The organism is Streptomyces sp. NPDC058864 (assembly GCF_042742985.1).
Taxonomy (GTDB): domain Bacteria; phylum Actinomycetota; class Actinomycetes; order Streptomycetales; family Streptomycetaceae; genus Actinacidiphila.
Window position 1 is genome coordinate 135,960 of the sequence record NZ_JBHYMQ010000001.1, and the last position, 22,338, is coordinate 158,297.

18 protein-coding genes are annotated in these 22,338 nt (G+C 72.7%); 12 read left to right on the plus strand and 6 right to left on the minus strand.

The window, feature by feature from the left end; genetic code table 11:
• Window positions 1-129: 129 nt before the first annotated feature.
• On the minus strand, window positions 130-1,473 hold the full coding sequence (locus tag ACFW3D_RS00645) for a polysialyltransferase family glycosyltransferase (protein ID WP_500499736.1): 1,344 nt from the start codon (window positions 1,471-1,473) through the stop codon (window positions 130-132).
• Window positions 1,473-2,450, minus strand: a complete 978-nt coding sequence (locus ACFW3D_RS00650; protein ID WP_500499739.1) for a glycosyltransferase family 2 protein — start codon at window positions 2,448-2,450, stop codon at window positions 1,473-1,475. The genes ACFW3D_RS00645 and ACFW3D_RS00650 overlap by 1 nt, the downstream gene beginning before the upstream one ends.
• A 187-nt stretch (window positions 2,451-2,637) precedes the next feature.
• On the opposite strand from ACFW3D_RS00650, the gene ACFW3D_RS00655 reads away from it, so the two are divergent.
• The 4 genes from ACFW3D_RS00655 to ACFW3D_RS00670 are packed head-to-tail and all read left to right on the plus strand — an operon-like array spanning window position 2,638 to window position 7,327.
• Window positions 2,638-3,945: a DUF6716 putative glycosyltransferase gene (locus tag ACFW3D_RS00655; protein ID WP_500499741.1), complete on the plus strand. Its 1,308-nt coding sequence runs from the start codon at window positions 2,638-2,640 to the stop codon at window positions 3,943-3,945.
• Window positions 3,946-3,974: 29 nt separating this feature from the next.
• A complete protein-coding gene (locus ACFW3D_RS00660; RefSeq protein WP_500499743.1) occupies window positions 3,975-5,261 on the plus strand; it encodes a cytidylyltransferase domain-containing protein in 1,287 nt (428 codons plus the stop codon).
• Complete coding sequence (locus ACFW3D_RS00665) at window positions 5,258-6,208, plus strand: N-acetylneuraminate synthase family protein (RefSeq protein WP_500499745.1); 951 nt, start codon at window positions 5,258-5,260, stop codon at window positions 6,206-6,208. Before ACFW3D_RS00660 ends, ACFW3D_RS00665 begins: the two co-directional genes overlap by 4 nt.
• 3 nt (window positions 6,209-6,211) lie before the next feature.
• Window positions 6,212-7,327, plus strand: a complete 1,116-nt coding sequence (locus tag ACFW3D_RS00670; RefSeq protein WP_500499746.1) for a hypothetical protein — start codon at window positions 6,212-6,214, stop codon at window positions 7,325-7,327.
• A gap of 34 nt (window positions 7,328-7,361) precedes the next feature.
• Here the strand turns inward: ACFW3D_RS00670 and ACFW3D_RS00675 are convergent, their stop codons facing one another.
• From ACFW3D_RS00675 to ACFW3D_RS00685, 3 genes are read right to left on the minus strand one after another with little or no spacing between them, the layout of a single operon-like run.
• Window positions 7,362-8,252, minus strand: coding sequence for a SecDF P1 head subdomain-containing protein (locus ACFW3D_RS00675; RefSeq protein ID WP_500499748.1), 891 nt, complete (start codon window positions 8,250-8,252; stop codon window positions 7,362-7,364).
• Window positions 8,245-8,625, minus strand: coding sequence for a hypothetical protein (locus ACFW3D_RS00680; RefSeq protein WP_500499750.1), 381 nt, complete (start codon window positions 8,623-8,625; stop codon window positions 8,245-8,247). The genes ACFW3D_RS00675 and ACFW3D_RS00680 overlap by 8 nt, the downstream gene beginning before the upstream one ends.
• Window positions 8,622-10,493 carry an AbeC-like domain-containing protein gene (locus ACFW3D_RS00685; RefSeq protein ID WP_500499752.1) on the minus strand — a complete coding sequence of 624 codons (1,872 nt, stop codon included), beginning with the start codon at window positions 10,491-10,493 and terminating at the stop codon, window positions 8,622-8,624. The genes ACFW3D_RS00680 and ACFW3D_RS00685 overlap by 4 nt, the downstream gene beginning before the upstream one ends.
• A gap of 206 nt (window positions 10,494-10,699) precedes the next feature.
• On the opposite strand from ACFW3D_RS00685, the gene ACFW3D_RS00690 reads away from it, so the two are divergent.
• From ACFW3D_RS00690 to ACFW3D_RS00725, 8 genes are all read left to right on the plus strand, one after another.
• Complete coding sequence (locus tag ACFW3D_RS00690) at window positions 10,700-12,262, plus strand: glycosyltransferase (protein ID WP_500499754.1); 1,563 nt, start codon at window positions 10,700-10,702, stop codon at window positions 12,260-12,262.
• A 324-nt stretch (window positions 12,263-12,586) separates the two neighbouring features.
• Window positions 12,587-13,789 carry a M20 family metallopeptidase gene (locus ACFW3D_RS00695; RefSeq protein ID WP_500499756.1) on the plus strand — a complete coding sequence of 401 codons (1,203 nt, stop codon included), beginning with the start codon at window positions 12,587-12,589 and terminating at the stop codon, window positions 13,787-13,789.
• A gap of 154 nt (window positions 13,790-13,943) precedes the next feature.
• A complete protein-coding gene (locus tag ACFW3D_RS00700) occupies window positions 13,944-14,999 on the plus strand; it encodes a BMP family lipoprotein (RefSeq protein WP_500499757.1) in 1,056 nt (351 codons plus the stop codon).
• A gap of 257 nt (window positions 15,000-15,256) precedes the next feature.
• A complete protein-coding gene (locus ACFW3D_RS00705; protein ID WP_500499759.1) occupies window positions 15,257-16,807 on the plus strand; it encodes an ABC transporter ATP-binding protein in 1,551 nt (516 codons plus the stop codon).
• Window positions 16,804-17,919, plus strand: coding sequence for an ABC transporter permease (locus tag ACFW3D_RS00710; protein ID WP_500499762.1), 1,116 nt, complete (start codon window positions 16,804-16,806; stop codon window positions 17,917-17,919). Before ACFW3D_RS00705 ends, ACFW3D_RS00710 begins: the two co-directional genes overlap by 4 nt.
• A complete protein-coding gene (locus ACFW3D_RS00715) occupies window positions 17,916-19,205 on the plus strand; it encodes an ABC transporter permease (protein WP_500499764.1) in 1,290 nt (429 codons plus the stop codon). The genes ACFW3D_RS00710 and ACFW3D_RS00715 overlap by 4 nt, the downstream gene beginning before the upstream one ends.
• Entirely contained in the window at window positions 19,202-19,624 is a 423-nt protein-coding gene (locus tag ACFW3D_RS00720) for a cytidine deaminase (protein ID WP_500499766.1), read from the plus strand. The genes ACFW3D_RS00715 and ACFW3D_RS00720 overlap by 4 nt, the downstream gene beginning before the upstream one ends.
• A gap of 15 nt (window positions 19,625-19,639) precedes the next feature.
• Window positions 19,640-20,917 (plus strand): thymidine phosphorylase, encoded by a 1,278-nt coding sequence (locus ACFW3D_RS00725; protein WP_500499768.1) that lies wholly within the window; start codon window positions 19,640-19,642, stop codon window positions 20,915-20,917.
• 129 nt (window positions 20,918-21,046) lie between these two features.
• Here ACFW3D_RS00725 and ACFW3D_RS00730 read toward each other — a convergent pair whose 3' ends face one another.
• A complete protein-coding gene (locus ACFW3D_RS00730) occupies window positions 21,047-22,333 on the minus strand; it encodes an MFS transporter (RefSeq protein ID WP_500499770.1) in 1,287 nt (428 codons plus the stop codon).
• Between the last annotated feature and the right edge of the window lie 5 nt (window positions 22,334-22,338).

Here is a 22,338-nt window from a genome sequence, read left to right on the forward strand (position 1 = left end):
GACCGCGCAGCACGTCGAAGAGCCGCCCGCCGGCGGCGCCGTCCGGGGCGAGGGCCCGGTTCCGGCACGAGGGGCCGGCGCGGTCCTCCGCGCCGGCCCGTACGGCCGCTGCAAACCGGACGACGTCGGTCAGCCGCGGGACGCGACGTGCTTGATCCGCCGCGCGACCCTGCGCACGGCCGGGTTGTCCGGCAGGAACGCCAGCTGGGACGGCACCGCCCCCGGGAGGGCCAGCGACGCCAGGCGGCGCCGCTTGAAGTAACGCCAGGTGCCGGAGTCCAGGCTGTCCGTCAGGTAGCGGACCGCGTCGTCCCGCAGATGCGGGTACGCCTGGTGCTGCATGCAGTAACACACGGCGCGCAGCAGGGGGGTCAGCTCACGTCGGACCTGCTCCGCCGTCGGCGGCCGCCAGGCCCGCGTCGCCTGCCGGTCCTCCAGGTCCGGCAGGAGGCGGTCGGCGATCGTGACAGGGACGCGGTTGCTGTTCTGGTACGGCGACAGCCGCTCCAGCACCAGATCCGTCCCCACGCGGGCGACGGGCAGCCCGTACAGCGCCGACGCGGTGAACAGCGCGGTGGAGAAGCAGCCCACGACCAGTTGCGGACGGGCCCGTACGAAGAGCACCTCGGCCGGCTCGGACGCCCCGGCCACGGTCAGCTCCGCACCCAGGGTCTCCGCCTCCCGCTCCAGTCGCCGCGACCAGTGGGCGGGCGCCGTCGGGTGCGGCTTGAAGACCACCGTCCGGTGCCCCGCCGCGACCGCCGCGCGCAGCATGCGGACGTGCAGCTCCTCCTCCTGGGCGCCGGAGAGGATGTCCAGCGCCGACAGGTACTGACCGAGCAGCAGAGCGCCGCCCTCGGGCACCGGGGCCGGGGCCACGTCGTGCTCCGCGATCGCCGCGAGAACGGCGGTGAAGGCGTCCGCGGGGACGAGTCCGGAGGTGACGCCGTGCTCCGACAGCAGCAGCGGCCGCAGCCCGGGGACCAGGTCCAGGTGCAGCAGCCGGCCGACCCGGGTCGTGACCAGGGTGTCCAGCTTGTCCCGGGTCGGGCCGTAGGCCATGAGGCCGTCGGCGTACACCTCGACGGGCGCGCCGGGGAAGGTGTTCACCAGCGCCAGCGCCGGGTCGACGTGGAGGGACTCGACGATCAGCTCGACCTCGTCCTCGCCGAGGTCCCAGAGCCTCCGCAGGTGGCGCTCCCACATCGGCACGTCGTCGGCGCGCGGCGACCAGCCGGAGGGGTGGAGCGGGGAGATCGCGTCGTTCCACGAGAGCACCCGGTCGAAGCGGTCGCGCAGCGCCCCGAAGCCCGGCGCCGTGTCCAGGGCCGGCGAGATCTCGGGTGCGGGGGCGTTGTTGCTGACCAGCAGCAGCCTGCGGTCGGCGGGGGCGAACAGGCCGGCGTCCAGCGCGGCGGCCACCGTGGCGGCGCCGAACAGCGTCGACGCCAGGAACACCTGGGTACGGGCCATCACGCGGCCACCGTTCCGGCACCGAGGCGCCGGCGTGTCCGGCGCAGCAGCAGGGCGCGTTTCATGTCCATCGAGTCCAGCGCCTCGTTCAGGACGTCCTGCGGCATCTTCTTCAGGGCGGTCGCGCTCATCGCCTTCAGCTTCCGTGCGACCTGGGGCTCGTAGCGGCTCATGGCGCCCAGGTGGTGCGCGATCACCGCGCAGTAGGTGCGCACCGCCTTGGGCAGGAAGCGGTCCGCGTCGGGGTCCGCCGCGGTCTCCGCGAGGACCTGGTCGAAGGAGCGGATGAAGTCCAGCTGCCGGACGTCGCCGATCTGCGTGAGCGAGGTGGCCACCCCCCGCCGGTAGAAGACGCCCAGCAGGCCGACGACCGCGAAGGACTTCGCCTCGCGGTGCAGCCGCCAGATCCATGGCCGGTCCTCGGCGGTGCGCAATCCGTCGGGGAAGTGCAGCAGCCCGGCGTCGACCAGCCTGCGGTGGTAGATGCCGGCCCAGGCGTACGGGTAGTCCACCGAGGTCGTGCGGTCGGTGGGCAGGATCGCCCCGCGCGGGTCCAGGGCGACCCCGCGACGGCCGTGCGGCACCCGGGCGATGGTGCGCTTGCGTCCGTGGGAGACGACGTGGTCGGTGCGCACGAAGTCGGTGCCGATCGTCTCTATGGCGTCCAGCAGGCGGGGCAGGTAGCCCTCGGCCAGCCAGTCGTCGCCGTCGAGGAAGGTCAGGTACTCGCCCCGGGCGGCGTCGATGCCCGTGTTGCGGGCGGTTGCGAGCCCCCCGTTCCTCTCGTGGGAGACGAGTATCGCCCCGGGCAGGTCTGGCAGCGCGCGCTCGAGGATTCCCGGGGTGTCATCCGTTGCGCAGTCGTTCACGAGAATGAACTCGAAATCCGCGCGGGCATTCGCGCGAAGGCTCCGCAACATGTCAGGAGCGAATGCCTGCACGTTGTAGAACGGGACGATGACGGAGAGCTTAACCACGTCCCGCACCCTATGCGGTGGCCCGTCCCCGGCCCTGACGCCTCCCCAACCCCGAGGTGAACGGAAAATGGCGGAACGGTTAATCCGGTGCCCGGGGAGGTCGATTCTCCATTCGGCGGCATGTTGTTAACCGTCCGTTGGTGTTGCGTTGGAGGCCCGCTCGGAATGCATTCCTAGCGTCTCCGGCGTGCCAGCAAGTACCGCCGACCCGATCAGGGTCACCGTCCTCGCCGACTCGGACACCCGATGGAAATGGGGTGCGCTGACGGCGCGCCGCATTGCCCCGGAGGCGCGGCTCGACGCCCGCCTGCTCCGCGGCCGGGCGACCCCGACCGAGCGCCAGCTCGCTGAGGTCGGCATCCCCGCGGAGTCGATGCGCGAGGTCACTGCGGCACAGTTCCTGGCCGCGACCTCCCGTGACACCGCGGACGTCGTGGTGCTCTCCTGCGTCGGCGGCACCGTCCAGGCCATGCTGCACGGACTCGCCCGTGCCTGGCAGGGCACCCCCCGCCGCCCGGTCGTCGTCACCGGCTACGTCGGGGTCGTCTACGAGAAGCTCGCCGACGGACTCCTGCTGCGGGCCGGCGCCGACGCCGTGCTCGCCAACAGCGCCCACGACGCGCAGCGCTTCCGCGAGGTCTACGAGGGCGTCGGCGCCGACGCCGGGACGGTCGTCGAGACCGCCCTGCCCTTCCTGGAGGGCAAGCCCTACGAGCCCTCCGGGGACCGGCCGTTCACCGTGGTCTTCGCCGTCCAGCCCTCCGTGCCGGACAGCCGCAGGGACCGCACGTACCTGCTGCGCCGCGCGGTGGACCACGCGCGCTTCCACCCGGAGCGCGAGGTCCTGGTCAAGCTGCGCAGCAAGCCCGGTGAGCACACCACGCACATCGAGGAACAGCCGTACCAGAAGCTGGTGTCCAAGCTGGACCCGCCGAAGAACCTCAAGCTCGTCTACGGGCACATGGGCGAGGTCCTGGACCGCACCGACCTGCTGGTCACGGTGAGTTCGACGGCGGCTCTGGAGTCCATGCACCGCGGCATCCCCACGGCCGTCCTCACCGACCTCGGGATCCGCGAGGCGCTGGGCAACCACCACTTCCTCGGTTCCGGCGCCTACGCCTCCTGGGACCAGATCGACTCCGGCGAGGTGCCGAGGGTGCACCCCGAGTGGGCCCGCGCCCAGGGCATCGCCTCCGGCGGCGACCCCTTCCGGGCCGTGCGCGAGCGGGTCACCGACCTGGCCGCCGCCCCCGCGCTCCCGCCGCTGGCGCCGTACTACACGACCACCACCGCGCCCGGTTACCTGCCCGGCGTGCTCGCCCGCCACGGCCTCGACCCGAAGGGCGAGCCGCTGCCCGGCTCCGCGACCGAGCCCGCCGAAGCCAGTCCGCTGCGCCGGGCCGTGCGGGACATCGCGCGCAACTCCGCGCGCGCCGCGTACCGCCAGGGCGTGCAGCGCGTCGCGCCCGTGATCCGCAGGTGGGGACAGCTGTGAACCCGCCCTCCAAGTCGCAAGGAGCCACCATGCCAACGGTGTTGGCCGTCATTCCCGCCCGCGGCGGCTCGAAGGGCGTACCCGGCAAGAACCTCGCCACGGTCGGCGGCGTGCCGCTGGTCGAGCGCGCCGTGCGGGCCTGCCGCGCGGCCGGCCACGTCACCGACGTCGTCGTCTCCACCGACGACCCCGCCATCGCCGACGCGGCCCGCACCGCCGGCGCCGAGGTCGTCCTGCGTCCGGCCGCCATCGCCGGGGACACCGCGACCAGCGAGGCCGCGGTCCTGCACGCGATGGACGCGCACGAGGCGATGACCGGGCGCGGCGCCGACGTGGTGCTGCTCGTCCAGTGCACCAGCCCGTTCATCACCACCGAGGACGTCAACGGCGTGGCCGCCGCGGTCGTCGAGGACGGCGCGGACACCGCCGTGACCGTGGCCCCCTTCCACGGCTTCATCTGGCGCGACGCCGCCGACCAGATCGGCGCCGCCGCCGCTGCCGCCGACGAGGCGGCCGAGGGCGGCCGGGCCCGTACGACCGTGGCCGCCGCGACCGGAGGCTACGGCGTCAACCACGACAAGGCCCACCGCCCCCGCCGCCAGGACCGGCCGCAGGACCTGCTGGAGACCGGCGCCGCCTACGCGATGCGCGTTCCGGGCTTCCGCGAGGCGAAGCACCGCTTCTTCGGCCACACCGCGCTGGTGCGCACCGACCCCGCCAAGGTCCTGGAGGTCGACGAGCCGGACGACCTGGCCCGCGCCCGCGCCCTGGCCCCACTGCTCGACCCCGCGACGGAGACCTCCCCCGAGGTGCCGGCGCACCCGACCCGCGACGACGTCGACGCGGTCGTACTCGACTTCGACGGCACCCAGACCGACGACACGGTGCTGGTCGACTCCGAAGGACGCGAGGCCGTCACCGTGCACCGCGGTGACGGGCTCGGGATCGCCGCCCTGCGCGACAACGGCCTGCCCGTCCTGATCCTGTCCACGGAGACCAACCCGGTCGTCGCCGCGCGGGCCCGCAAGCTCAAGGTCCCCGTGCTCCACGGCATCGACCGCAAGGACCTCGCACTGAAGCAGTGGTGCGAGGAGCAAGGAATCGCCCCCGAGCGGGTCCTGTACGTCGGCAACGACGTCAACGACCTCGGCTGCTTCGCGCTCGTCGGCTGGCCCACGGCCGTCGCCAACGCGCACGACATCGTCAAGGACGCCGCCCGCTCCGTCACCGCAACGCCCGGAGGACGCGGAGCGATCCGCGAGATCGCCTCGTGGATCCTCGGCCCCTCACTGTCCCGAAGGGAACTCTCCCAGTGACCACCACCAACGCCCGCCTTCGTCCGATCGGCGACCGCCTGGTCGGCCCCGGCCAGCCCGTCTACGTCACCGGCGAGATCGGCATCAACCACAACGGCTCCCTCGAGGACGCCTTCGCCCTGATCGACTCGGCCGTGGAGGCCGGCGCCGACGGTGTGAAGTTCCAGAAGCGCACCCCGGAGATCTGCACCCCGCGCGACCAGTGGGACATCGAGCGCGACACCCCCTGGGGCCGCATGACCTACATCGAGTACCGCCACAAGGTGGAGTTCGGTGAGGACGAGTACCGCGCGATCGACGCGTACTGCACCAAGAAGGGCATCGACTGGTTCGCCTCCCCGTGGGACGTCCCCTCGGTCGAGTTCCTGGAGAAGTTCGAGAACGTCCGGGTCCACAAGGTCGCCTCGGCCTCGCTGACCGACGACGAGCTGCTGCGCGCCCTGCGCGCCACCGGCAAGACGGTCATCCTCTCGACCGGCATGTCGACCCCGAAGCAGATCCGCCACGCGGTGGAGGTGCTCGGCAGCGAGAACATCATCCTGTGCCACGCCACGTCGACCTACCCGGCGAAGCACGAGGAGCTCAACCTGCGGATGATCAACACCCTGCAGAGCGAGTTCCCGAACGTGCCGGTCGGCTACTCCGGTCACGAGATCGGCCTGCAGACCACCCTCGCGGCCGTCGCCCTGGGCGCCGTCTTCGTCGAGCGTCACATCACCCTCGACCGCGCCAACTGGGGCTCGGACCAGGCCGCTTCCGTCGAGCCGCAGGGCCTGGACCGCCTGGTCCGCGACATCCGCATCATCGAGCAGGCGCTCGGCGACGGTGTCAAGAAGGTCTACGAGGGCGAGCTCGGCCCGATGAAGAAGCTGCGCCGCGTGCCCGGCGTCATCGCCGAGCAGGAGGCGGCCCAGGCCGCCGCCGAGGCCGAGACGGTGTCGGCCTGATCCATGAGCGACAGCGGCACTCTGGCACTCGTGGAGAGCCCCGTTCAGCTGCTCAACGTGCTGGAGTGGGCGCACGTTCATCCGCCCGCGGTGCCCATGCCGCGGCCCGGGACGGCCTCGGCCGTCCCGGGCCCGGCGGCGCCCGGACGGCCGCTCACCATCGTCGCCCTCGCCCCGCGTGACCCCATGACGCGTGGTCAGCTCCGCCGCATGGCGGAGCTGGCGATGGACGAGGGCATCAGCGTGCGCTGGTGCGAGGCCCGTTCCTCCCGGGGCTCGTTGCTGCGCACCGCCGCCGAACTGACCCCGGCCCTGCGGGCCGCGGGTCGGGTCGTCCTCGGTGACCCCTTCTCCCGCCTGGTGCAGGTGCTCCTGCCGCTCAGCCGGGCGAAGGAGATCACCGTCGTCGACGACGGCACGGCGACCATGGAGTTCACCGAACTCCTCACCAGAGGTGCCCGGCTCGTCCGCTGGCACCGCAGCGGACGCCGGCTCTCGCCGGCGGACGCGGCCTTCGGCGTCTTCGCCTCGGCCGCCCGGCGCCGACTCACCCCAGGCGCCGGGCGGCGGGTCGAGCTGTTCAGCTCGATGCCCGCCGCGCCTCCTTCCGGGATGGCGCTGCGGACCAACCGCTTCGCCTGGACCCGGGCACGGTTCGGCCCGCCCACCGTCAGTGCAGGCACCGACATCGTCGGCACCTCTCTGGTGGAGACCGGGGTGGTCGACCCCGAGCGCTACCTGACCGCCGTCGCGGCCCTGACCCGAGCGCACGGTGCCACCCGCTACTTCGCGCACCGGCGGGAGAGCGCCGACAAGCTGCACCTGCTGTCCGCGGAGACCGGGCTGCAGATCGTGCGGCCCGACCTGCCGCTGGAACTGGTCGCCCGCCGCGGCCCGATCGGCCACACGATCCTGAGTTTCCCCTCCACGGTCGTGCACACCCTGCCGCTCGCACTGGAGGGCACCGGAGTGAGGATCACGGTCTGCGACGTCGACCCGGAGTGGCTGACCGACCGGGCCTCGCCGCGGGCCCAGAGCTTCCTGTCCGGGATCACCGGCAGCGCCCGCGACCTGCACGGCCTGGCCTCGGTGGCCTCGGGCGCGGCCGCGGTCGGCTGAACCACCCGGCCCGCCGGCCGGACCGGCCGGCGGGTCAGCGCGTCACGGAGGCGACCTCCATCTCCGTCGGCAGGCTGCCGCTGCCCAGCTGGGCGGCCAGCCGGCCGGCGGAGCTGCGGGTGTAGTTGCCGGTGATCACCGCTGTGCCGCCGGTGATGGCCGAGTTGACCAGCGGCGCCGACAGCACCGCGCCGTCCAGCACCATGGCGCACTGGTTGGCCGGGCTCAGCTCCCCGGCCAGGCGCCCGGTGAGCTCGGCGAACTTCCGTGCACCGCTTCTCCCGAAGGTCAGCCGGATCTGCCATCCGGTGGCGTTCTGCGTGTCGAGCACGGCCGCCGCGTCACGGATCTCGGTGCCGCTCAGGGCCACCGGCCCGAGCAGGTACTTCGTCCAGGCGCCGCTCTCGGCCCGCTCGGCGCAGGCCAGGGCCCAGCGCGCACCGCCCCGCTGATGGTCGACCCGCTGGGCGGGCACCGAGCAGTCCAGGGCGGCGTACTCCGCGCCGCCGGGCACCGAGCCGCCGCCGGAGCCGCTTCCGGAGCCGGACGGCAGGGCGGCCGAGCCGCCGGCGGAGGGCTCCAGCAGCACCACCGGCCGGAAGACCAGGACCGCGGGCTTCCCCAGGGAGGCGATCTCCCGCGCGCTCCCTCCGCGAAGGGAGACCGTGACCCGGCCCGCGCCGGCCTTCACGGTGACGTCCTCGTAGCCGAAGCCCTCGGCGCGCCGGCCCATGAGGTCGGCGATCTGGCGCAGCCGCGCCGCGTCCACGGGCTCTCGCGGGGTGAACACCGCCGTCGTACGGGGCCCTTCGGCGGACTTGCCCGACCCCTCATCCTCCCCCGGCAGCGAGCAGGCCGCCGCCAGCGTCGCACAGCACAGCGCCAGCGCCGCCCTCGACCGCCCAAGGCGTGGCCGCTCACCCACCGGTGATCGCCCGTACGCTCTCATGGACCGCCGTGACCAGCCCGGTCAGCGCGGTGGCATCGCCCACGAGGGCCCGCAGCCGGGTCAGCCGTTCCCCTGCCCGGCGCCCGTCCACACCTCCCGGCCCGCCCGCCCTGAGGTCGTCCGCCAGGGCGTCGGCCTCCTCCCGGGCGGCCTCGGTGCCCTCCAACGAGTCGAGACGGCGGCGCAGTTCGCCGATCGCGGTGAGCGCCGCACGCAGCGCCTCGGCCTCCGTGCCGTCCCTGCGCGCGTACGCCCCGCGCCCGGCGGCCAGGGCCGAGTCGCTCACCCGGGCGTCGCCCCCGATCACGATGCCGTGGTTGATCTGCGGAGCCGGATCCCGCGGCGTCACTTGGCGCCCCCCTCGGTGCCCGCCCCGGCCAGCGGCGACCGGCCGCCGGTGGAGATCGCCGAGGCGCCGGAGCCCGCCGCGATGCTGCCGCTCATGGAACCGCCGGTCATCATGATCCCCTGGTTCAGGATGACGTTCCGGTGCTGCGTCAGATCCCCCCGGTCCAGGCCGTGTTCGGCGAGGAACTCGGCGAGCGTGCCGAGGATCTGCAGCTCGATCTGCTTGCCGATGCGCGTGACGTCCACCTTCTGGAAGAAGTCGCGGTAGGCGTGCGAGGAGGCCAGCTCGCGCAGGCTGATCCGGGCCCCGAAGTCGTGGCGCCGGTCGTCGGTGATGGCCGTCCGCTGCGCCGCCAGGGCCCGTTCCCGCCGGGCCGGGGCGCGCAGCTCCGCATAGGCGTTGGGCAGCGCGGACATCAGCACCGAGCGGCTGAGCAGCAGCGCGTCGGCGAGGCCGGGCGCGGCCTCCTCGGCCTCCTCGGGACGGGAGACGGAGTCGGCGACCCGGTAGGCCTCCCGGACCGGGGTCAGCACCATGGTGTTGGCCTGCAGATACAGCGTCGCCCCGCTCACCGCGGTCTGGACGAAGACCGACAGCACCAGGTCAGTGCCCCAGCTGCGGACCTGCGCGGCCAGGCAGTGCCGCACGGGGCCGTCGACCACGCCCCGGGCCGCGGCGATGCGCTCAGAGGAGAGCTGGTCGGCCGGTCTGCCCTCGGGCGGCCACCGGCCCGCGGCGCCGGGCCAGAACACCGCCTCCCCGAAGAGGGCGTTCTGCCGCAGCTCCGTGCCGTGGACGAACACCTTCTCCGTGACCTCCAGGCCGGGGATCCGGTCCACCGGGGAGGCCGCGGCCGCACGCAGGCCGTCCAGGTCGTCGGCCGTCCGCCGGATCAGCCCGGCCGTGTCGAAGGGCACCGGGGGCGGCTCCTGCCCGGTGCCCGGTTCGTGGCCCTCGGGGACGAGCCGCATCGCGAAGGACCACGAGGTGACCTCGTCGCCCGCCCCCACGAAGGGCCGGTAGCCGCTGTAGACGACCAGGTTCGCGTCGCCGCCCACGGAGGACTGCGGCAGCCCCGCCGCCTCCGGGTCGCGGGGCGGCTCCTGCGCGGGGGAGCGGAAGGCCTCACGGGTCAGCTGCTCCCGGATCGCCTTCCACGCCGCGTTGCGCTGCTCCCAGGTGAACAGCCACGGGCAGCCGACCAGCAGGAGCAGCGTCAGCAGGAAGGTCACCACCGGCCCGGCGCTCGGCCAGAACGGCACCAGCTCGGCCAGCCAGGAGGCCGCCGACAGGACGGCGAGCTGCACCGCCAGGGCCCGCAGCACCGCCATGACGGCCGGGTCGCGCTGCCCTTCCCGCATCCGGCGCCGCCTGGGCACCACCGAGCCCGTCTGCGCGCCGCCCCCGGGCAGGAACGCGGTGGCGAACCAGTAGGCGAGCGTCGTCACCGGGGCGACCAGCAGCGACAGGACGAAGGCCGCGCCGACGGCGAGATCCCGCTTGCGCAGGTCGCGCAAGGTCTGCTCGGCGTGGGCGCCGACCCGGTCGAGGTCGACGCCGTACGACGGGGCGCAGGCCCGGTAGCGCTCGTGCCGCAGCTCGTGCACCACCCGGCGCGCGAATCCCTCGTCCAGGCGTGCTCCCGCGCACATGTAGCGGGTCGACGCGCTCCAGTCCTCCTCGGCCCCGTACGGCGTCGCGGACACCCCCCGCGGTGTCCGCGGCGCGTGCGCGGGGCGGGGCGGCGGCACCGCGGCCGCACCCCCGTCGGCCGCACCCCCGTCGGCCGCACCCCCGTCCTGCGCGCCGTACGCCTCCGTGTCCCCGGTGGCCCCCGTGCTCCCGGCGCCCGGGTATCGCGATGTCACACGCCCCACCCCATTTCCCCTCGTCACACCAGTCTGGAGGCCGGTGACAAGCTCCCGAAAGGCGCGGCAAGGGGGAAAACCGGCCGCGCCGGGGCGCGTTGAAGTGCGGGGGCGCGCAGGAGCGCGCGGACCGGCGGCCGGTGTCGTTCCACTCTCCGCAAGATCCACTTCACCGAGCGGTCACCCGAACCCGGTTGTCTTGATCCATGGCAACGGGACCGAGGTCCGCGCCGCGCATCGCGGTCCTCGCGGACAGCGCGCTCGACGGTGACTCCCGGGCGCACCGTGTGGCGGCGGCCGCGGCCGCCGCCGGGTACGACGTCACGCTCGTCGGCCGCGCCGCCGACGGGCCGGCCGCCGCGCTCGGCGCCGCGCCGCCGGGCGTGCGGCTGATCCGCGTCACCGTCGCCGAGACGCTCCACCGCAGGCGGCTGCAGCGCCCCCGTCCGGGCCCGCGGCACGTCCTCGCCTACCGCAGCGCCGATTCGCACGCCTACCGCGCCGCGCTGCTCGCCGCCCACGCGTCCCTGCTGGCCTCCCGCGGGGCCGAACTGGACGTGATCCACCGCCCTTTACCGCTGAAGGCCGCCGCCCGCCTGGTCCACGCGGGCGGCCGGTTCCGGCACGTGCTCCGCCGGGCCTGGACGGCGCTGCGCTCGGCGCAGTACCGCGCCGCGGTCCGCCGTCGCGCCGCCCCCGGCGGTCCCCTGGAGAGCGCCGCCGCCACCGCGACCAAGCTGCTGCTCGGCAAACGCTGCTGGCGCCGGCTCGACCCGCTCCTGCTCGACCTGGAGATCGCCTACGGCCCCGTCCTCGACGAGCTGCGCCCGCACCTCGTGCACGCCCTGGGCCACCGCTCCCTGGGCACGGCCGTGCGGGCCGCGATGCGCGCCGAGGGCACCGGCCACCGGATCGAGGTGGTCTGGGACACCACCGCCAAGCCCGAGCCCACCCGCCGTGCCGCCGTCGCCCGCGACGCCCACGAGCGCAGCTACGTACCGCTCACCGACGGCGTCGTGACCGTCGCCGACACCTACGCGGACCGCCTCCGCGAGCGCCACCGGCTGCCCGCGCGTCCCGCGGTGGCCCGCAACACCCCGCCGCACGAGCCGCTGCCCTCCCCGCCGCCGCCCGGCGTCCGCGACCGCTGCCACCTCGCCCCGGAGGTCCCGCTGCTGGTCCACAGCGGTTCCGCCGGTCCCGCCCGCGGCCTCCTCACGGTCGTCGACGCGCTGCCCAAGCTGTACGACCTGCACGCCGCGCTGATCGTGCCCGACCCGGACGACCCCTGGATCCGCACCCTCACCGGCCGCGCCGCCGAGCTCGGCGTGGCCCGCCGGCTGCACGTGCTGTCCTACGTGCCGCCCGCGGAGATCCCGCGCTTCCTGTCCTCGGCCGACATCGGCGTGCTCCCGGTGCACCGGCTCCCCGACCGGCAGGTCGCGCTCCCCGCCCGCTACTTCGAGTACGCGCACGCCCGGCTGCCCGTGGTGGTCAGCGACGTCCGCGTGCTGGCCCGCCCGACCCTGGAGATCGGCAACGGCGAGGTCTTCCGCTCCGGGGACACCGCCGACTTCGTCCGTGCCGTCGGCGCCGTGCTGACCAATCCGCGCCGCTACCGCAAGGCGTACGAGCGCGGGGACGTCCTGCGCGAGTGGTCCTGGCAGAAGCAGTCCGAGCCCCTCCTCGACCTCTACGCCCGCCTCCTGGGTCCCCGCCGCCCCGCCCCGGAACCGTCCGCCCCCGACGCCCCGGTCGCCCTGGCCTGACCCGCGTGGCGCGTCGCCGCCGGCAGGCCGCCCCACCCGCGTCCCCGCGGGCCCCGGGCCGCTCCGCAGGGTGGCCCCCTGGGCCGTTCCGGGCCGCTCACAGGGCGTTGCCTCGCGGCCGGGCGATCGTTGGGCCACTATGGAGTGGCGAGGGATAAACCTGGTTGATACCCCTGTACGGGGCGGGGTACGCGCCGAACGGGCGAGTTTTTCTTCCTCGCGCGGCATGAATTTACGGTGATGTAGCGATCGGGAGCACAGATGCGGTCTAGCCTGTCGGAGGTGAACGACTCAGCCTCCGAACCCTCCGAAAATCCCGTGCCAGTGGCGCCCACAGTCCCCGCCACACCCGAAGGTGCGCTGCTGGGCGTACTGCCCGAACGGCTCCGGGCCGAGCTCGTGGCGTTCCGGCGGGACCTGCACATGAACCCCGAGCTGGGCCGGCAGGAGTTCCGTACCACCGCCGCGATCAAGGCCCGCCTGGAGCAGGCCGGCCTCAAGCCGCGCGTGATGCCCGGCGGCACCGGTCTGCTGTGCGACATCGGCGCCACCGACCCGGAGCGTCCCCGGCTGGCGCTGCGCGCGGATCTCGACGCGCTCCCGATTCCGGACACCAAGCGGGTGGAGTACCGCTCGACCGTGCCCGGGCGGGCGCACGCCTGCGGCCACGACGTGCACTCCACCGTGGTGCTCGGTGCCGGCCTGGTACTGGCGGAGCTGGAGCGCGAGGGCAAGCTGAGGCGTCCGGTACGGCTGGTGTTCCAGCCGGCCGAGGAGGTCATGCCGGGTGGCGCGCTGGACGCCATCAAGGCGAACGCGCTGGACGGCGTGGGCCGGATCCTGGCCCTGCACTGCGACCCGAAGGTCGAGGTCGGGCGGATCGGCCTGCGCCAGGGGCCGATCACCTCCGCCGTGGACCGGCTGGAGCTCTCCCTGGACGGCGCGGGCGGCCACACGGCACGCCCCCACCTCACCACCGACCTGGTGACGGCCGCCGCCAAGATGGCCACCGAGCTGCCGGCGGTGCTCGCCCGCCGGATCGACCCCCGTGCCGGGATGAGCATCGTGTGGGGCCGCATCGAGGCCGGCCACGCCGCCAACGTCATCCCGCAGCACGCCGAGCTGGAGGGCACGGTCCGCTGCCTGGACCTGAACGCCTGGCACGAGGCCCCCGACCTGGTCCACGAGGTGATCGACCAGGTGGCCGCCATGTACCGGGCCAAGTGGGAGCTGACCTACCACCGCGGGGTGCCGCCGGTGGTGAACGAGGCGGACTCGACCGAGCTGCTGCGCGACGCCATGACGGCCCGTTACGGCGCGCACACGGTCGAGGACACGGAGCAGAGCCTCGGCGGCGAGGACTTCTCCTGGTACCTGGAGCAGGTTCCGGGCGCGCTGGCGAGGTTGGGCGTAAGGCCCGTTGGGGACACGTCAAAGCGTGATCTGCATCAAGGTGACTTCGACGTCGACGAGGGCGCGATCAAGGTCGGCGTGGAACTCTTCACCTCCGCTGCGCTGCTGGCATGACGGTAGGTGACCCGGCCGACACGGCCGGGTCACCTGGCCGAAATGCGACGATCCGATAACGGGCGGCCAACCCCCCTTTACCTGACATCTACGCGCGTTAAGCTCCGGTTAAGCCAGCGCCGGACGGGGCGCTCAGAGTTGAAGGGGTACCCTCTTGCGCCGGGTAACCAAGATCGCCGCCGCGGGTATAGCCTCCGCGGCTCTCGCGCTCACCGCGACCGCTTGCGGCAGCAGCTCCAAGGACAGCGGCAGTGACAGCAGCAGCAGCGGCAGCGGCAAGCTGAAGGTCGGCGTCGCCTACGACGTGGGTGGCCGTGGTGACCACTCGTTCAACGACTCCGCCGCCCAGGGCCTGGACAAGGCGAAGGCCGACCTCGGCATCGACGTCAAGGAGCTGACCGCCAAGACCTCGGACACCGAGGCCGACCGCGAGCAGCGCCTGGAGGACCTGGCCGACGCGGGTTACAACCCGGTCATCGGTGTCGGCTTCGCGTACGCCGAGTCCATCACCGCCGCGGCCAAGAAGTACCCCAAGACGACCTTCGCGATCGTCGACTCGGTCGTCGACGCCAAGAACGTCGACAGCATCGTCTTCACCGAGGAGCAGAGCTCCTACCTCGCCGGTGTCGCCGCCGCCCTGAAGACCAAGGACAACAAGGTCGGCTTCATCGGTGGCGTGGACATCCCGCTGATCAACAAGTTCGAGGCCGGCTTCCGCCAGGGTGTCGAGGAGACCAACCCGAAGGTCAAGGTCACCACCCAGTACCTGACCAGCGGCTCGGACCTCTCCGGCTTCTCCGACCCCGCCAAGGGCAAGGCCGCCGCGCAGGGCATGCTGGACAACGGCATCGACGTGATCTACGCCGCCGCCGGCTCCTCCGGCAACGGCGCCATCGAGGCCGTCGCCGGCAAGTCCGGTGCCTGGGCGATCGGTGTCGACTCCGACCAGCACGAGCAGCCGGGTCTGGCGAAGTACAAGGACGCCATCCTGACCTCCGCGCTGAAGAACGTGAACGTCGCGGTCTACGACGTGGTCAAGTCCGTCAAGGACGGTTCCCCGCTGACCGGCACCCACGCCTACGACCTGGCCAAGGACGGTGTCGGCCTGTCCACCAGCGGTGGCTTCATCGACGACATCAAGTCCAAGCTGGACGAGGCCAAGACGAAGATCGTGAGCGGCGACATCAAGGTCAAGACGACCGTCAAGTGACGTCCGGTCTCTCGTGAGCGCCGGTTGCGAGGCTCGGGAGGGGACAGCCCAGGCTCCCCCCTTCCCGGGCCTCGCGCCTGCGTTCAGCCGGGTGTCGCCCCCGCGGTATCCGTTGTGACTCACCCCCTTATGGATCTGGCAACGCTACGCGCGTAGAGGCCCCTCCTCGCGGTACGTTCGCCACACCCCGCCCGCCCCGCTCTTTTCCGCGAGGAGAGTGCGCCATCGACGCGTCCAGCCCCCCCAGCCAGAATGCCGTGGAACTCCGCGGCATCACCAAGCGATTCCCAGGCGTCGTGGCCAACCACGACATCGACATCACGGTTCGCCGTGGCACGGTGCACGCCCTCGTGGGCGAGAACGGCGCCGGCAAGTCGACGCTGATGAAGATCCTCTACGGCATGCAGAAGCCGGACGAGGGCACCATCACGATCGACGGCGAGCGGGTCACCTTCCACGACCCGGGCGACGCCATCGCCCGCGGCATCGGCATGGTGCACCAGCACTTCATGCTCGCCGACAACCTCACCGTCCTCGAGAACGTCGTCCTCGGCAGCGAGAAGCTGTACGGCATCGGCGGCAGGGCCCGGACGAAGATCAAGGAGATCTCGGACGCCTACGGCCTCGGGGTGCGCCCGGACGTCCTGGTGGAGGACCTCGGTGTCGCCGACCGTCAGCGCGTCGAGATCCTGAAGGTCCTCTTCCGCGGCGCCCGTACGCTGATCCTCGACGAGCCGACCGCGGTCCTCGTCCCGCAGGAGGTTGACGCGCTCTTCGACAACCTGCGCGAGCTCAAGGCCGAGGGCCTGACCGTCATCTTCATCTCCCACAAGCTGGGCGAGGTGCTGTCCGTCGCCGACGACATCACCGTCATCCGCCGGGGCACCACGGTCGGCTCCGCCGACCCGCGGACCACGACCCCCAAGCAGCTCGCGGAGCTGATGGTCGGCAGCGAGCTGCCGTCCCCCGAGACCCGGGAGTCCACGGTCACCGACGTCCCGATGCTGACCGTCGACGGTCTGCACCTGTCGGAGACCGACCTGGAGGGCATCGAACGCGTCGTCCTGGACCAGATCTCCCTCACCATCCACAAGGGCGAGGTCCTCGGCATCGCGGGTGTCGAGGGCAACGGCCAGGCGGAGCTCGTCGAGGCGATCATGGGCATCCTGCCGCCCGACGCGGGCCGGATCGGCCTCGACGGCGACGAGATCACCCACCGCCCGACGCGCAAGCGCCGCGAGGACGGCATCGGCTACATCCCCGAGGACCGGCACCGGCACGGCCTGCTCCTGGAGGCCCCGCTCTGGGAGAACCGCATCCTCGGCCACGTCACCGAGCGCCCCAACAGCAAGGGCGGCTTCCTCGACCCGGCCGCGGCCCGCCGCGACACCGAGCGGATCGTGCGCGAGTACGACGTCCGCACCCCCGGCATCGAGGTGACCGCCGCGTCCCTGTCCGGCGGCAACCAGCAGAAGCTGATCGTCGGCCGGGAGATGAGCCACCGGCCCAAGCTGCTGATCGCCGCGCACCCCACCCGCGGCGTGGACGTCGGCGCCCAGGCGCAGATCTGGGACCAGATCCGCGAGGCCCGGCGCGAGGGCCTGGCCGTGCTGCTGATCTCCGCCGACCTGGACGAGCTGATCGGCCTGTCCGACACCCTGCGCGTCATGTACCGCGGCCGCCTGGTCGCCGACGCCGACCCCGCCACCATCACCCCGGAGGAGCTGGGCTCCGCGATGACCGGCGCTGCCACCGGCCATCTCGAGCACGAGGACGGCGACACCGCCCACGGGGGAGAGGACCGATGAAGAAGATCGACAAGGAGCGGGTGCTCCTCGCCGTCGCCGCCCCCGTGCTGGCGCTCGTGGCCGCGTTCGTGATCACGGCGCTGGTGCTGCTCGCCACGGGCAAGGAGCCGTTCGGCGCCTTCGGGACGATGTTCGACTACGGCTTCAAGAGCGACAGCCAGGTCGAGATCATCAACAAGGCGACCACGTACTACATCGCGGGCATCGCGGTCGCCGTCGGCTTCCGCATGAACCTGTTCAACATCGGTGTCGAGGGCCAGTACCGCCTGGGCGCCTTCTTCGCCGCGGCCGTCGGCGGCGCGGTGACGCTGCCGGGCTTCCTGCAGATCCCGCTGATCATCGTGGTCGCGATGATCGTCGGCGCGATGTGGGCGGGCATCGCGGGTCTGCTGAAGACCTCGCGCGGTGTCAGCGAGGTCATCGCGACCATCATGCTGAACTCGATCGCCACCTACATCGTCGGCTACCTGCTCAAGGACGGCCGGCTCGGCCACCTCGACAAGGCGCAGACCTCGGTGTCGACCACACCGCTGCCCTCCTCCGGCCACCTGTTCAACTTCGACATGGGCGAGGACGTCGGCCAGATCTACGGCTTCGTCGTGCTCGCCGTGGTCATCGGCGTCGGCTACTGGTTCGTGCTGGGCCGCACCCGCTTCGGCTTCGACCTGCGCAGCGTCGGCCTGTCGGAGAGCGCCGCCACCGCGAGCGGCGTCAGCGTCAAGCGCATGGTGGTCACCAGCATGCTGATCTCCGGCGGTCTGGCCGGACTCACCGGCCTGCCGCTGCTGCTGAACGACGCGCACGCCTACGGCTCGGACCTCTTCCCGGCCGGCATCGGCTTCACCGGCATCTCGGTGGCGCTGCTGGGCCGCAACAACCCGGTCGGCGTCGCGCTGGCCGCGCTGCTGTGGGGCTTCCTGGAGCGCGGCTCGGGCCGCCTGGAGTTCGAGGGCTACGACAAGGAGATCGTCGGCGTGATGCAGGGCGTCATCGTCCTGAGCGTCGTCATCGCCTACGAGGTCGTCCGCCGCTACGGCCTCAAGCGCCAGCAGCAGAAGGTCGGCGAGGAGCTCGCCGCCCAGGCCCGCACCAAGAAGGAGGTGACGGCGTGACCGCCACGATGACCCAGACCCCGCCGCCCGCGGCTCCCAAGGCCGCAGGGGCCAAGGGCCGCAAGGGCCGCCTCTCCTTCCCGATGGTCCTGCTGATCATTGCCGCCGCGATCGCGCTGGTGTCGGTGGTGCGGCTCATCACCGGCCAGGACCAGCTCACCGCCCAGGGCCAGATCACCGCCGCGCTCGGTCTCGCCGTGCCGATCGGTCTGGCCGGTCTGGCCGGTCTGTGGTCCGAGCGCTCCGGCGTGGTCAACATCGGCCTCGAGGGCATGATGATCCTCGGCACCTTCTTCGGTGCCTGGGCCGGCTGGCAGACCAACCCCTGGATCGGCGTCCTCGCCGGTGTCGTCGGCGGTGCGCTCGGCGGCCTGATCCACGCGGTCGCCACCGTCACCTTCGGCGTCGACCACATCATCTCCGGCGTGGCCATCAACATCCTGGCGCTCGGTGCCACCCAGTACCTCGCCAAGCTGTGGTTCTCCACCGGCGACGCGGCCACCAAGGGCGGCAACCCCAAGCAGTCCCCGCCGGTCGACTCCCTGCCGTCGTTCGACGTCCCGGGGCTTTCCGACGGGCTGGCGAGCATCGAGAAGCACGGCTGGTTCTTCGTCTCCGACCTCGCCGGCATCCTGGGCGGCCTGGTCACCAACGTGTCCGCGCTGACGCTCGTCGCGGTGCTGCTCTTCGTCGGCAGCTTCTTCCTGCTGTGGCGCAGCCCGTTCGGCCTGCGGCTGCGCTCCTGCGGCGAGAACCCGGTCGCGGCAGAGTCGCTCGGCGTCAACGTGTACCTGTACAAGTACATCGCCGTGATCGCCTCCGGCGGTCTCGCCGGCCTCGGCGGCGCCTTCCTGGCGATGGTGCCCGCGCACATCTACCTCGAGGGCCAGACCGGCGGCCGCGGCTACATCGGCCTCGCCGCGATGATCTTCGGAAACTGGCGCGTCGGCGGCCTCGCCACCGGCGCCGGCCTCTTCGGTTACTCCGACGCGCTCCAGCTGCGCAACGGCGGTCCGACGGTGCACGCGCTGCTGCTGCTCCTGGTGGTCCTGCTGGTGCTGCTGGCGGCCTGGAAGCTGTGGAAGCGGAGCTTCTGGCAGGGCGGCGTCAGCATCGTCGTCGGCGCGCTGGTGCTGGTCTGGTACCTGCTCACCGACGAGGTGCCCGGCGAGTTCGTGGGCGCGACCCCGTACGTCGTCACCCTGCTGGTGCTCTCCCTGTCGGCACAACGTCTGCGGATGCCCAAGGCTGACGGTATGAGGTACCGGAAGGGTCAGGGCAAGTGAGCGACACCGCGGGCCCGGTCGGCGTCGACGACGTCGACTGGGAGGGCCTGCGGACGCAGGCCCGGGACGCCATGTCCCGGGCCTACGTCCCCTACTCCCACTTCCCCGTCGGCGCGGCCGCGCTGGTCGACGACGGGCGGGTCATCTCGGCGTGCAACGTGGAGAACGCCAGCTACGGCCTCGGCCTGTGCGCCGAGTGCGGCCTGGTGTCGGTCCTGCACGCCACCGGGGGCGGCCGGCTCGTCGCCTTCACCTGCGTCGACCGCAAGGGCGACCAGCTGATGCCGTGCGGCCGCTGCCGTCAGCTGCTGTGGGAGCACGGCGGCCCCGAACTGCTGGTGGAGATGTCCGACGGCATCCGCACGATGCGCGAAGTCCTCCCCGACGCGTTCGGTCCGGACGACCTGATCAACCGCTAAGAAGGTACGTGAACCATGGACGCCATTTCCGTCATCCGCACCAAGCGCGACGGCGGCCGACTCGGCGACGACCAGATCGACTGGGTCATCGACGCCTACACCAAGGGTGAGGTCGCCGACGAGCAGATGTCCGCGCTCGCGATGGCGATCCTGCTCAACGGCATGGACCGGGCCGAGATCGCGCGCTGGACGGCCGCGATGATCGCCAGCGGTGAGCGCATGGACTTCTCCTCGCTGCCCCGCCCGACGGCCGACAAGCACTCCACCGGTGGTGTCGGCGACAAGATCACGCTGCCGCTCGCGCCCCTGGTCGCGGCGTGCGGCGCGGCCGTCCCCCAGCTGTCCGGCCGCGGCCTCGGCCACACCGGCGGCACCCTGGACAAGCTGGAGTCCATCCCCGGCTGGCGGGCGCTGCTGTCGAACGAGGAGATGCTGCGGGTCCTCGGCGGCACCGGCGCCGTCATCTGCGCCGCGGGTGACGGCCTCGCCCCGGCCGACAAGAAGCTGTACGCGCTGCGCGACGTCACCGGCACCGTCGAGGCGATCCCGCTGATCGCCTCCTCGATCATGTCCAAGAAGATCGCCGAGGGCACCGGCTCGCTCGTCCTGGACGTCAAGGTCGGCTCCGGCGCCTTCATGAAGAACCTGGAGCAGGCCCGGGAACTGGCCTCCACGATGGTGGGGCTGGGCAACGACCACGGGGTGCGGACGGTGGCGCTGCTCACCGGCATGTCCACCCCGCTGGGCCTGACCGCCGGCAACGCGCTGGAGGTCCGCGAGTCCGTCGAGGTGCTGGCGGGCGGCGGCCCGGCCGACGTGGTCGAGCTGACCCTCGCGCTGGCGCGCGAGATGCTCGACGCGGCGGGCCTGAAGGACGCCGACCCGGCCAAGGCGCTCGCCGACGGCTCCGCGATGGACGTGTGGCGCCGCATGATCGCCGCCCAGGGCGGTGACCCGGACGCGGAGCTTCCCGTCGCGCGCGAGCAGCACGTCGTCACGGCCGAGCGCTCCGGTGTCCTCACCGGCATGGACGCCTACGCCGTCGGTGTCGCCGCCTGGCGCCTCGGTGCCGGCCGGGCGCGCAAGGAGGACCCGGTGCAGGCGGGCGCGGGCATCGAGCTGCACGCCAAGCCGGGTGCCACGGTCACCGAGGGCCAGCCGCTGCTCACCCTGCACACCGACACCCCGGAGAAGTTCGGCTACGCGCTGGAGGCCCTTTCCGGCGGCGTCGAGATCTCCCCGGCGGGCACGGCGTTCACGCCGGACCCGATCGTGCTGGACCGCATCGCCTGAGCGACGCGGCCCCCGCGACACGGAACGGGACCGGTGGACTTCCACCGGTCCCGTTCGCGTTCCGCTCCGCCGGGCCGTCCGCCGGATCGTGCGTCAGGCCGTCCGCCGGGCCGTCCGCCGGACCGTCCGTCAGGCCGTCCGTCCCGCCGGGACGGTGAGCCGCCGGTGCGCGACCGCGCGCCGGGTCGCGTGCAGCGTGATCCCGGCGACGCCCAGGACGGCGGCCAGGCACAGGGCGACGGTGCCGTTCCATCCGGCGGAGTGGAAGGCGGAGGCGCCGAGCGTGCCGCCGAGGCTGTTGCCGACGTAGTACGCGGTCAGGTAGAGCGCGGAGGCCTGGGCGCGGCCGGTGGTGGCGGTGCGGCTGACCGCGCCGGAGGCGATGGAGTGGCCGGTGAAGAAGCCGGCCGTGATGAGGACCAGGCCGGTCAGCACGGCGGCGAGGGAGCTCACCAGGGTGAGCAGCAGGCCGCCGGCGACCAGGACCACGGCGACGTAGAGGGCGCCGCGCCGGCCGAGCCGGCCGTGCAGGACGCCGGAGGCCGCGGAGGCGCCGGTGCCGACCAGGTAGACCAGGAAGATGAGGCCGATGGCGGTCTGCGACAGGCCGAAGGGCTCGGCGGCGAGCCGGTAGCCCAGCACGTTGTACACGGCGCCGAAGACCGCCATGAACAGCAGCCCGATCAGATAGAGCCGGCGCAGCAGCGGGGTGCCCAGGTGACCGGTGACCGTGCGCCACAGGGCGACGGGACTGACCGGGCCGGGACGGAAGTTGCGCGCGGTGGGGATCAGCAGGCGGAAGGCGACGGCGCACAGTACCGCCATGGCGCCGGCGGCGAACAGCGCGGCGCGCCAGCCGAAGGCCTGCGCCACGGCGCCGGTCAGGACCCGGGAGCTCATGCCGCCGATGCTGTTGCCCGCGACGTAGAGGCCGATCGCGGAGGCGACGGCCTTGGGGTGGATCTCCTCGCCCAGGTACGCCATCGCGGTCGCCGGGAGCCCGGCCAGGGCCACGCCCTGCACGGCGCGCAGCACGACCAGGGTGGTCAGGTCCGGCGCGAAGGGGATGACCAGGGCCAGCGCCGAGGCGCTGAAGACCGACGCCGTCATGACGGCCGTGCGCCCGTACTTCTCGCTGAGCGCGCTTACCGGCAGCAGGGAAAGCGCCAGCGCGGCGGTGGTGGCCGAGACGGTGAGACTGGCCTGGGCCGGGCTGAGGGACAGCCCCGTGGAGAGCACCGGCAGCAGGGCCTGCGTCGAGTAGAGGAGGGCGAAGGTGGCGAGACCCGCGGCGAACAGGGCCAGGATGGCGCGGCGGTAGCCGGGTTCACCCGGCCGGAGCGTGGCGGCTGAGGAGGCGGAGGCGGCGGCGCCCGGCCGTGTCACGGTGGACGCCCCTGTATCGGCGGGAGACATGCCTT